The organism is Dechloromonas aromatica RCB (assembly GCF_000012425.1).
This window is the reverse complement of record NC_007298.1, coordinates 1,650,185-1,662,730: the sequence shown is the minus strand read 5'-3', so window position 1 is coordinate 1,662,730 and position 12,546 is coordinate 1,650,185. Positions and strand designations below refer to the sequence as shown.

Here is a 12,546-nt window from a genome sequence, read left to right as displayed (position 1 = left end):
TTACAGCGCCTCGATGATGCCGGCTGCACCCATGCCGGTGCCAATGCACATGGTCACCATGCCGTATTTGCCACCGGTACGACGCAGGCCATGCACCGCCGTGGCGATACGGATGGCGCCGGTTGCCCCGAGCGGGTGGCCGAGGGCGATGGCGCCGCCGAGCGGATTGACCTTGTCCGGGTTGATGCCGAGTTCCTGCATGACGGCAATCGACTGCGCAGCGAAGGCCTCGTTCAGCTCGATCCAGTCCAGCTGGTCCTGGTTGATGCCGACCTGGGCCAGCACCTTGGGAATCGCCGCAATCGGGCCGATGCCCATGATCTCCGGCGCCACACCGCCGACCGCATAGCCAGCAAAGCGGGCGAGCGGGGTCAGGTTGTGTTCCTTCAGCACTTTTTCCGAAACCAGCATCACGGCACCGGCGCCATCCGACATCTGCGAGGAATTGCCCGCCGTCACCGAACCACGGGCATGGAAGACAGGGCGCAGCTTGGCAAGTTTTTCCAGCGAGGCATCGGCGCGCGGGCCTTCGTCAAATTCGACAACGCGCTCGCGCAGCTTGATCTGGCCAGTCTTCAGGTCAGGCAGGCTTTCGCGGATGGTGTAGGGCGTCGTTTCAGCCTTGAAATGACCGGCAGCGATGGCGGCGCAGGCTTTCCGGTTGGACGCCACGGCGAAGGCATCCTGCGCTTCGCGGCTGACCTTCCACTGGTTGGCCACCTTCTCGGCGGTCAGGCCCATACCGTAGGCGATACCAAGGTTTTCTTCCTTGGCAAAGATGGCCGGGTTCATCGACATCTTGTTGCCCATGATCTGAGGCATCACGCTCATCGACTCGGTACCGGCAGCAATCATCACATCGGCCAGGCCGAGGCGAATCTGGTTCGCCGCATCAGCCACTGCCTGCACCCCGGAGGAGCAGAAGCGGTTAATGGTGAGCCCCGGCACGGTGATCGGCAGCCCGGCCAGCAGCAGGCCGATACGGGCAACGTTCATACCCTGCTCGGCTTCCGGCATGGCACAGCCAACGATCACGTCGCCGATGCGCGCCGGGTCGATGCCCGGCACCTGGGCGACAACCGCCCGGATCACTTCGGCCAGCATGTCATCCGGCCGCACGTTCTTGAACATGCCGTTGCGCTTGGCTACCGGCAGGCGGGTAGCGGCAACGATGTAGGCTTCTTGAATCTGTTTGCTCATTTTTTCTGTCTCCTGGCCCGATTAGTTACGAAGAGGCTTGCCAGTTTCAAGCATGTGCTTGATCCGGGCCTGGGTTTCGGGGGTCTTCAGCAATTCGACGAACAACTGGCGCTCAATGGTCAGCAACCATTCCTCATCGACCAGGCTGCCGGTTTCGATCTCGCCACCGCACAAAGCGGTCGCTGCAGCCTTGGCCACACGATAGTCATGTGCGGAAATCATGCCGCCCTCTTTCATGTTGACCAGCATCATCTCCAGCGTCGCGATACCGTTCTTGCCGGCCACCGGAATACCACGGGCCATCGGCGGCGGGGCGTAGCCGGCTTCAGCCATGGCGCGAGCTTCCTTGATGGCGACGAAGAGCAGTTCATTGGCGTTGAACAGGATGGTGTCCGCAGGCTTGCCGAAACCCATGTCGATGACTTCGACAGCGCTTTTCGCCACCTTGGCCATGGCGATGGTCTGGAACACCGGCTGCAGGAAGTTGAACACTTCGCCCGGGGTGGCCGACTGGGCGGCCCACTCGGCGGCCCGCACGGCGAATTCCTTGCAGCCGCCGCCGGCCGGAATCAAGCCGACGCCAGCCTCAACGAGGCCGACATAGCTTTCCAGCGCCATGACGCGCTTGCTGGCATGCATGACAAACTCGCAACCACCGCCCAGCGCCATACCCTGCACTCCAGCAACGACCGGCACCTGCGCATATTTCAGGGTTTGCGAAGCGCGCTGGAACTTCTCGACAGTGGCTTCGAGGAGATCGAACTGACCAGCAGCGCAGGCTTCACCCACTTGCTGCAGGTTGGCCCCGACAGCAAAAGGCGCTTCGTGCCAGACGACCACGCCATCGAGCGTCGTTTCGGCCTGACGCACGGCAGCGATCACGCCATCGAGCACCTCATTGCCGATGGTGTGCATCTTGGACTTGATGGACAGGATGCCGATCCCAGCATCGAGCGCTGGCAGTTTCCACAGGCGAACACCGTCGTTTTCGTACAGGGTTTCGCCGGACTTTTCCGGGGTCGCACCGCTCTCGCCCAAAACACGTTCAGGGAAAAGCTGGCGCTGGTAGATCGGCAGCGATGAACGTGGCGCATAAGCCTTGTCACGAGCCGACCACGAACCATCCGGCGTATGCACGCCCGTACGGCCGGCTTCCACCACCCAGGCCGGCAGCGGCACATCGCCCATGGCCTTGCCGGCAGCTATATCGGCCGAAATGCTTTGGGCAATATCGCCCCAACCCGCCGCCTGCCAGGTTTCGAACGGACCCTGCGCCCAGCCGAAGCCCCAGCGCATGGCAAAATCGACGTCGCGCGCGTTGTCGGCGACGTTTTCCAGTTGCACGGCGCAGTAATGGAAGACATCGCGGAAAATGGACCACAGGAACTGGGCCTGCGGATGTGCCGAGGTGCGCAAGGCGGCGAACTTCTCGGCGGGATTCCTTATCTTCAGGATGGCCGCGACCTCGTCGGCCACCTCACCGGCGGAAGTGCGGTAATCCTGCTTGGCCAGGTCGAGCACCTGGATTTCCTTGCCCTGCTTGCGGAAGATGCCGCAGCGGGTCTTCTGGCCAAGCGCGCCTTGGGCGATCAAGGCCTGCAACCAGGCCGGATTGGTGAAATATTGATGCCACGGATCGCCGGGCAGCGTGTCCTGCATGGTCTTGACGACGTGGGCCAGCGTATCGAGGCCCACCACGTCGGCGGTGCGATAGGTAGCGCTCTTCGGGCGACCGATCTTCGGGCCGGTCAGCGCATCGACTTCATCGAAACCAAGACCGAAGGCCTGGGTGTGATGCATGACGGCGAGAATGGAAAAGACGCCGATCCGGTTGGCGACAAAATTCGGCGTATCCAAGGCCCGGATAACGCCCTTGCCCAAGCGCGAGGTCAGCCATGTTTCCAGCGCATCGAGCGTGCTACCGTCGGTCGTCTTGGTCGAGATGATCTCGACCAGATGCATGTAGCGCGGCGGATTGAAAAAGTGGATTCCACAGAAGCGCGGGCGAATATTGGCCGGCAAGCCTTCAGCCAGCAGGTTCATCGACAGGCCCGAGGTGTTGGAAGCGACGATGGCGTTCGGTACGATGTGCGGCGCAATCTTGGCGTAAAGATCATTCTTCCAGTCCATGCGTTCGGCAATGGCTTCGATGATCAGATCGCATTCGGCGAGCAGCGGCAGATGTTCATCGTAGTTGGCGGCGTCGATGAATTTCAGCTTGCCCTTACTGGCCAGCGGGGCCGGGTCCAGCTTCTTGAGGCCGTCGATGGCCTTCTTCACGATGCCGTTCTTGTCTCCTTCTTTTGCCGGCAGGTCAAACAGCACGACCGGCACATTGGCATTGGCGAGGTGCGCCGCGATCTGCGCTCCCATCACGCCGGCGCCCAGCACGGCGGCTTTCTTCACGATCAGCTTGTTCAAGCGATTCTCCTTTAGGTCTCTTTTTGCGGCTTCGTAATAATAAAACGAACGTTTGAATTATAGACAAGGCAACCTTATGGTCAACGTTTTTTTACGAGTCAAAGCAAAAAAATCCCCGGACTAGCCGGGGATTAAAGTAGGCAAGGAATTGGGAGGATTAGAACGCTGCTGAGTATTGCAAACCAAAAATCCAAGCACTGTCGGCAAACGTACCGGTAACACGACCACGTCCTGCTGCAGACTGATCGTTGTCAATCTTTGAATCCTTGACGAAAAGGTGAGCAATACCGAGGTCCACTGCCGAATCCTTGGTCGGCTTCCATTGGGTACCAAACGAGAGCCAGATACGGTTGTTGTCTGGCAAGGAAACAAGACGAGTAGACGCGCCCTTCACCGGCGTTTGATCATAAGCAATACCAAACTTGAACTTTAAAGCTTCCGTATATCGGTAGTTCGCACCAGCAGCGACACGCCACGTATCGCGAAACTCTGTGTCGAGAGTCTGTGCGATACGGCCAGAAACTGCTCCCGCACCAGTTGTTTGTGCGTTATAAACATCTACTTTGGGAATTGAACTCCAGCCCGTCCAAGAGATATCACCCAACAACTCGACACGATCATTCAAAGCATGCGTGGCGCTAAGAATCCAAGTATCAGGCACCTTCAAGGTAGCTTTTGCACTACGATCTTTAGTTGCCCCACCCAACAATGGATTGCTCGATTGAGCCAGTGTTCCATCAAACTTGAAATCTCCCGTCAAATCATATTTCACAGCCGAACGATAAGAAACACCGATTTTGGTAGTTGGGTTAATGGAAAACAGGGCGCCAACATTCCACCCCCATGCATCATCATCCAGATTCAGTGTTGCCTTCGTTGTAGAAAGCATTGTTGCAACAGCAAGACCAGAAGTACTTGCAACAGCTACCTGACGCTCGTATTCAGCGGTCAATTTCTGATAGTTGATACCAGCACCAACTGAAACAAACTCATTCGCCCGCCAAGCAATGCTCGGATTGATATTGACTGTCTTGATATCAAATTTTAGAGACTGCGCCCCACCTTGCCATGGGTTGTTGTACTCGGTCTTCAAGCCAAAAGGCGCACCGATACCCAGGCCAAGATACAAGTCTTTGGTAGCTTCCCAAGAAATGTACGCATTAGGCAAATAACCCCAGCCACCGCCATCTCCACCGTTACCAGAATTCTGCAAAACACCAACACTAGAGCCTTGGTCGGAGAACTTGTAGCTGGTGTGTATTGCAGTCAAGCCACCGGAAACCTGCAAACCCTTCAACTGTGTCATGCCGGCCGGATTGTAGAAAATCGTACTGGCATTTTCTGCAACTGCTGCGGAACCGGCATAGGAATTACCCAGGCCACTAGCGTTTTGTTCAAGCAACTGGAAGCCAGAAGCTGAAGCGCCACCTGAAAACGCAATGGCAATCAGCGCCGGGATCAGACGCGGTGCGAGGTTTTTGTGCATTGATTTGTCTCCTGTTTTGTAAGTGTTTGGGAAGCAATTCCCGGTACTACTACGGCGATTTAATCTCAAACAAACGTTTGAAATGCTGTTTTATCAACACACATTCAAATGACTGTTGGAAATAAACAACAAAATTTATCGATTTACCCGGCGGTAGTTAAGTGGCCCGCCCGTAAACGGTGCGAAGCCTGTCCCGAAAATTACCCCGGCATCAGCCAGTTCGGTATCGGCGACGACACCTGCAGCGACCAGCTGCTCAACACGGTCGATCAAGGGTTTGACCAAGCGATCTGCCAGCCCGGCGGGAACACCCGCGGCTGCGCCTTTTTTAGCCTTGCCATCGGTCCAGTGATAGAAGCCCTGCCCGGATTTTTTGCCCAACTGATTTTTATCAACGCGAGCGATTAGGCAACGTGGTGCTTCTGCCCCACCGGCCAATTGCTGACCGGCGGCCATCGCAATATCGAGGCCCACCGTATCGATCAGCTCTATCGGCCCCATCGGCATTCCGAAGGCAAGCATGGCTTCATCGACGGTTTCCGGCGAAATTCCCGAATCGACCGCGCGCATCGCTTCCAGCATGTAAGGCGCCAATACCGCGTTGACCAGGAAACCCGGAGCACTCTTCACCGGTAACGGCAACTTGTCGATCTGCCGGACAAAGGCGCAAGCAGCCTGAACGGCGGAGGGATCAGCTCCCTCGGCGGCAACCACCTCGACCAGCGGCATCATCGCCACCGGATTGAAGTAGTGGATACCGACCAGTCGTTCGGGGCGCTGCAACACCGTTCGCAAATCTTCCAGGCGCAAGCTGGAAGTATTGGTGGCCAGCACCGCCCCCGGCTTCAACCTGGGTTCAACCGACTTAAACAGGGCGTGCTTGGCTTCGACGTTCTCGAAAATGGCTTCGATCACCACATCAGCATGTGCCACGCCATCCCCTTTGGGGTCGGGAATCAGGCGATCGAAGGCATCACGAATTTTCAGCGGCTCGCGCAGACGTTTGGTGAACAAGGCATGAGCCCGCTTCAGCGCCGGCGAAATGCGCTCCAGCGTCTGATCCTGCAGGGTCACGGTCATGCCGCGCAACGCACACCAGGCTGCGATGTCGCCGCCCATGACGCCGGCACCAATGACATGAACGCGCTTGGCTTTGAAAGCGGACTCCTTGCCGAAGCCTTTCAGGCGCTCCTGCAGGTGGAACACCCGAAGTAGATTGCGTGCAGTCGGTGAAGAAATGATGCGATCGACTACCTCCGGCGCGGCCAGGGCATTTCCGTCGTGCTTCGCCCACAAGTCGATGATCGCGTAGGGGGCCGGGTAGTGTTCCGGCCGCGCCTTCTTCGCCACCTGCTTGCGCGCGCCGTTGGCCACCACCGACTTCAGAGGGCCATTGAGCAGGCGCTGAACAAAAGGCAGTTGGCGGCGCGGCTGGCCGGACAACACCAGCTGGCGAGCCGCCATTTCCATGACGCGCGGCGGCACGCAATCGTCAGCCAAGCCCATTTTCTTTGCCCGCTTGGCATCCAGTGTCTTGCCAGTCAGCATCAGATCCAATGCGGCAGCAGGGCCAACCCGCTGCGGCAGGCGCAACATGCCACCCCAGCCGGGAAAGATGCCGAGCATGACTTCCGGTAGCCCCATCTTGGTACCCGACTCGTCGACCGCCAGCAGATAGCGACAGGCCAGTGCCAGTTCCAGACCACCCCCCAGGCAGTGCCCACGGACCAAAGCCAGTGTCGGATATTTGACCGCCGCCAGCCGGTTGAACAGATTCCAGCCCCGTTCGACCAGCGCCCTGCTCTTTTCCGGGGTATCGAGTTGCGAAAACTCAGCGATATCGGCCCCGGCGATAAAACCAGCCTCCTTGCCGGAGCGGATGATCAGGCCTTTGGGCGGATAGGCGTCGAGCCGGTCAAGAATGGCCGAAAACTCGCTGAGCACTTCGGCCGACAAGGAGTTGGCCGATTCGCCCGCCTTGTCGAGCGTAGCGGTGGCGATACCCGCCGCATCAGCGACCAGCTTCCAGTGTTGCAGATTCATAATCATTGTCTTGTTCCTAGTGAGCCTGATGGCCCTTCGCGGCAAATGCCAGCGACAGCCCCCCCGGCCCAACATTGACGGCCGCCGTCTTGCTCATTGGCGACACGAGAATTTCCACGCCGTTATCCTCAGCCGCCCTGGCCAGCCTGGCGTAGCCCGGCAGCTTGACGACAGCAGACGGCTCGCCGCCGTAGCTGATGCAGATACTCGGCGAATCGAGACCATCCGCGATTCTCCGGACCGCCTTGTCGAACAACTGCTCAACCCCGGCCTCGAAGCCGCGCACCTTGTCGACCGTCGTCGTGATATCGCGATGGCAATGCAGGATGGGTTTGACGTTGAGCCAGGAGCCCAGCGTGTAGGACCCCCAGCTCAGGCTGGTGTCACCCTTCTTCGAGGCGCGCTTGTAGATATGGAACAGGTCGGCCGGCACCAGATAAGTGTGGGTTTCGTCGATCAGGTGTTTCAGGCGCAAGCCGATTTCACTGGGCAAGCCACCCAGACGGATCAGGCGCACCGCTTCGGCGACCGGCACCGCCTGCCCGGTAAACAGGTTGCGCGTCGACAACACAGCCAGACCAAAACGCTCCTCCATGCCGGCTTCCCGACGAATCGCCTTGTATTTGGTCAGGATGGCCCGCGATGCCTTCATCGCATGGTCGAAGATCGGGCTGCGGGTACTGGTGATGGTCAGGCAGAACACGTAGTCGTAATCCAGCACCAGACGCTCGAGAAAGAGACTTTCGATCTGCGATACCGAATACGGAATCGACTCGGCAAAATCATCATCGCCTTTCCGGTCGAGATGGCGGGCGTAGAAAGCCAGCGTCTCCTCCGGATGACGCCGGTCCTCAATCAGGGCATCGCCAATGCGCAAGGTAATCGGCATGATCAATACGCCGTGCCGGTCCAGAAACTCCCGCGGCAGATCGCACGCCGAGTCCACAACAAGTCCGATGCGCATGTCAGTTCAGGCTCTCGACCAGCATTGCACCACCCAGACCGCCGCCGATGCAGATCGTCGCGATGCCACGCTTAGCCTGGTTACGGCGCAGCACGTGCAGCAAATGCAGCACGATGCGCGCCCCGGATGCGCCGACCGGGTGACCGATCGAAACCGCGCCGCCATCGACGTTCAGGCGATCCTCGGCAATGCTCCCGAAGGCGCCATCGAGACCGAGTTGCTCGCGGCAATAGGCATCGTCCTTCCAGGCGGCCTGGCAGCCGAGCACTTGCGCGGCAAAGGCTTCGTTCAATTCCCAGTAATCCACATCGGCCAAACTCATGCCATGGCGTTGCAGAATGGGCGTCGAGGCATGCACCGGGCCGAGGCCCATTTGCTCGGGTTCAAGGCCGGACCACTGGCTATCGACGATCTTGCCCAGCGGCTTCAATCTCCATTTCTGCACCGCCTCTTCCGAAGCGAGCAGCACCCAGGCCGCACCGTCGGTGATCTGCGAGCTGTTGGCCGCCGTGATGTTGCCGTATTTCTTGTCGAAGAATGGCTTCAGCTTGGCCATGCCGGTCATGCTGGCATCGGCCCGTACGCCATCGTCTTCGGCATAGACATTGCCCTTGCCATCAACCACCGGCACGATCTCGCCGAGATGCCCGGCCTGGCGCGCTGCCAGGGAGCGCTGGTGACTGCGCACGGCAAATTCGTCCATCTGCTTGCGGTCGATGCCAAAGCGCCAAGCGAGATTCTCGGCCGTCTGGCCCATCAGCATGCCGACGACCGGGTCGGTCAGGCCCTTCATCAGGCCGATGACGGGGGTCAGCAGGGCGGCCGGACGCAGTTTCATAAAATGTTGCAGCTTCTGGCCGGCCGTGCGCATGGACATCATGCCGGCGAACCAGCGGACCATTGCATCCGAATAGAGCAGCGGTGCCCGTGACAGCGCATCGACACCGCCGGCCAGCACCAGTTCGGAACGCCCGCACTGGATGTTGGCGATGGCCGAATCGATGGCCTGCATGCCGGAAGCGCAGTTACGCATCACCGTCCAGCCCGGCACTTTCTTGCCGCAACCGAGACGTAGCGCAACCATGCGGCCGATATTGGTTTCGTCCGGCGACGGTGCGGCACAACCGAGAATGACCTCATCGAGATCGCTCGGCTCGAATGGCTGACGCAGCAGCAGCGCCCGGCCGGCCTGGGTGGCCAGGTCGGATGCAGCAAAGACGCCCGGCCCTTTCTGGGCTTTCAGGAACGGCGAACGGGCACCGTCGACCACATAGATCGTCTTGCTCATGGTCAGGCAGCCATCCGGCATTCGGCCGGCTTGTTTGCAGTCGCCACGCCGTAATCGAAGGGAAAGTCATCGACATGGACCACGATGTCGCGCAGGTGGTTACGCTGCTTCATGATTTCGTAATCGGCCGCCGAGATCACCCCGGCCTCGAAAGCAACGATGGCGATGTCGCGGACGTTGGCCAGCGGATTGTTATCGAAACGCCCTTCTTTTTCGGCAGCACGGATTTTGGCTTCGATCGGTTCAGCCAGCAGCGTCGCCTTCAGGGCCAGTTCGATGGCGCCAACCGGCTCGGTTTCAAGCAACGGCAGGAAGCACTCGGCCGTCAGACGATCACGGGAAGCCGATGGCGAAATCAGCAGCTTGGCGACTTGGTGGCCGACATCGTCCGATGGCACGACATACGGATGGCCCCACGGGAAAATCGAGCGATGCAGGAAGGCCGCGATGAAGCGCACCGGGAAGTTGGCGATCACGCCATCGAATGCCTCCTGCGCCTTGTACATGGCATCCCAGATCGCCCAGTGAGCCAGCGGTGCATCTTCGGCCTTGCGACCTTCGTCTTCGTAGCGTTTCAAGGTACAGGAAATCAGATACATCTGGGCCAGGATGTCGCCAAGGCGGGCCGACAGCTTTTCACGACGTTTGACGCTGCCCCCAAGGACCAGCAGGGAGATATCCGACATGAAGGCAAAGGCTGCCGAGAAGCGCGTCAGTTGCTGGTAATAACGCTTCATTTCCGGGGCGGTATCGACGTTCACCGAGGCGAAGTGCGAACCAGTCATGCCCAGCCACAGGGCCTTCAGGCCATTTTTAATGGTGAAGCCGATATGGCCGAACAGTGCCTTGTCGAAGTCGACCAGGCCTTTTTTCTGATCCGGGTTCTGCGCTGCCTGCATTTCCGGCAACAGATATGGATGGCAACGGATAGCGCCCTGGCCGAAGATAATCAGCGAACGGGTCAGGATATTGGCGCCTTCGACCGTGATGCCGATCGGCACCTGCTGGTAGGCACGCCCCATGAAGTTGGAAGGGCCAAGGCAGATGCCCTTGCCACCGATCACGTCCATGCCGTCATTGACCACCTGGCGGGCACGCTCGGTGACGTGGTACTTGGCGATGGCCGAGACGACCGACGGCTTTTCGCCGAGGTCGACGGCACCGGCCGTCATCGTGCGCACGGCGTCCATCATGTAGGTGTAGGCGCCGATCCGGGTCAGCGCTTCCTCGACGCCCTCGAACTTGCCGACCGCCATCTTGAACTGGCTGCGGACACGGGCATAACCGCCAACGGCACGCGCCGTCATCTGGGCCATGCCGGTATTCGATGAAGGCAGCGAGATCGAACGACCGGCAGCCAGGCACTCCATTAGCATGCGCCAACCGTGCCCGGCCTTTTCCGGACCACCGATAATGAAATCGAGCGGCATGAACACATCGGTACCGCGCGTCGGGCCATTCATGAACATGGCGTTGAGCGGGAAGTGACGGCGGCCGGTATCGACGCCTGGATGATCATAAGGGACCAGCGCGCAGGTGATACCGATATGTTTCTTGTCGCCGAGCAGGCCATCCGGGTCATACAGGTGAAAAGCCAGACCGAACACGGTGCAAACCGGGGCCAAGGTGATGTAACGCTTGTCCCAACTGACGCGCATGCCGAGCACTTCCTTGCCCTGGTACATGCCCTTGCAAACCACGCCGGCATCGGGAATCGACGCCGCATCGGAACCGGCCCACGGGCTGGTCAGCGCGAAGGCCGGCACCTCGATGCCCTTGGCCAGGCGCGGCAGATAGTGGCTTTTCTGTGCCTCGGTACCGTAATGCAGCAGCAACTCGGCCGGGCCGAGCGAGTTCGGCACCATGACCGAAACCGACAGCGCCGAAGAGCGCGTCGACAACTTGGTTACCACCTGCGAATGGGCGTAGGCCGAGAACTCCAGGCCACCGTACTTCTTCGGAATGATCATGCCGAGGAAGCCCTTGTCTTTGATGTAGCGCCAGGCCTCGGCCGGCAGATCGTACAGCTCGTGCGTCACCTTCCAGTCATCGACCCGACGGCAGGCTTCTTCACATTCGTTGTCGAGGAAGGACTGCTCGGCCGGTGTCAGTTTGGGCACAGGGTAGGCATGCAATTTCTGCCAGTCCGGCTTGCCACGGAACAGTTCCCCCTCCCACCAGACGGTGCCGGCTTCCAGCGCATCGCGCTCGGTATCCGACATCTGCGGCAGCACCTTGCGATAAGTGGAAAAAATGGGTCGGGTGATGATCGTCCGGCGGATTGGCCGAACGACCATCAGCCCGACCAAAGCCACCAGGGTGACTAACCCGAGCAGAGGGATGATGCTGTTGAACATTGCTGTCTCCTTTTATGTCTTTTTGGTTTTGGTCAATTATTTGCCGCCAACCCCAGGGCCGGAATTTGCGTCAGTGGTCGCAGCACTATCCGAAAATTGCGGCAACTGGGCACGCAGCCCGCCGAGCAGGAAGGACATCAGGCGAGGCACCAGGCGATCCAGACGGTCAATCGAATCCGCTTCTTCAATCTGCCAATCGGTCACCAGGCGCAAGGCATCAGTGCCGGCAATCGCGTAAGAGGTGGCGCCGAGCATGAAATGAAAGCGCCAGACGATTTCCGCCTTCGGCACATCGGGCAAGGCTTTGAACAACGCCTCTTTGTAGCGATCGACTACCGCTGCGTATTCATGCGCCAGGAAGGTACGGATGAACTCCGACGGATCGGTCAAGGTCCGCCCCAACAGGCGCAGGAAAGTAACCCCACCACGCTCTTCGTCGCCGGCCATACGCAGTAAGGTACCGAAGAACCCGTCGACAATCTGCGATGGCTTCAATGGCTTGCCGGCGGCCTCTTTTTCATAGGCATTGAGTACACGCATCCGCTCGTCATTGAGCCAATCCAGGCGGCGACGAAAGACCTCCTGCATCAACGATTCCTTGGAGCCGAAGTGGTAATTGACCGCCGCTAGATTAACGCCGGCCTCACCGGTGATCTGGCGCATCGAAGTACCTTCGTACCCGTGCGCCATGAACAACCGTTCAGCAGCGTCAAGGATGCGTTCACGAGTATCTACAGAGCGGACTTCGGCCATGACTTTTTCCTATGATTCATACGTTCGTTTGAAT

At 59.2% G+C, this 12,546-nt stretch carries 8 protein-coding genes; all 8 read right to left on the bottom strand.

Annotated features, from left to right (window positions below; all coding sequences use genetic code 11):
* Positions 1-1,200 carry an acetyl-CoA C-acyltransferase gene (locus DARO_RS08000; RefSeq protein ID WP_011287308.1) on the bottom strand — a complete coding sequence of 400 codons (1,200 nt, stop codon included), beginning with the start codon at positions 1,198-1,200 and terminating at the stop codon, positions 1-3.
* 21 nt (positions 1,201-1,221) lie between these two features.
* Complete coding sequence (locus DARO_RS07995) at positions 1,222-3,621, bottom strand: 3-hydroxyacyl-CoA dehydrogenase/enoyl-CoA hydratase family protein (RefSeq protein WP_011287307.1); 2,400 nt, start codon at positions 3,619-3,621, stop codon at positions 1,222-1,224.
* Positions 3,622-3,778: 157 nt separating this feature from the next.
* A complete protein-coding gene (locus DARO_RS07990) occupies positions 3,779-5,107 on the bottom strand; it encodes an OmpP1/FadL family transporter (RefSeq protein ID WP_011287306.1) in 1,329 nt (442 codons plus the stop codon).
* A 135-nt stretch (positions 5,108-5,242) separates the two neighbouring features.
* Complete coding sequence (locus tag DARO_RS07985; RefSeq protein WP_011287305.1) at positions 5,243-7,156, bottom strand: 3-hydroxyacyl-CoA dehydrogenase NAD-binding domain-containing protein; 1,914 nt, start codon at positions 7,154-7,156, stop codon at positions 5,243-5,245.
* A gap of 10 nt (positions 7,157-7,166) precedes the next feature.
* Positions 7,167-8,114: a DegV family protein gene (locus DARO_RS07980; RefSeq protein ID WP_011287304.1), complete on the bottom strand. Its 948-nt coding sequence runs from the start codon at positions 8,112-8,114 to the stop codon at positions 7,167-7,169.
* A 1-nt stretch (position 8,115) separates the two neighbouring features.
* Positions 8,116-9,402, bottom strand: coding sequence for an acetyl-CoA C-acetyltransferase (locus tag DARO_RS07975; RefSeq protein ID WP_041224836.1), 1,287 nt, complete (start codon positions 9,400-9,402; stop codon positions 8,116-8,118).
* A 2-nt stretch (positions 9,403-9,404) separates the two neighbouring features.
* Complete coding sequence (locus DARO_RS07970) at positions 9,405-11,759, bottom strand: acyl-CoA dehydrogenase (protein WP_011287302.1); 2,355 nt, start codon at positions 11,757-11,759, stop codon at positions 9,405-9,407.
* A 36-nt stretch (positions 11,760-11,795) separates the two neighbouring features.
* Entirely contained in the window at positions 11,796-12,512 is a 717-nt protein-coding gene (locus tag DARO_RS07965) for a TetR family transcriptional regulator (protein ID WP_011287301.1), read from the bottom strand.
* Positions 12,513-12,546 lie beyond the last annotated feature (34 nt).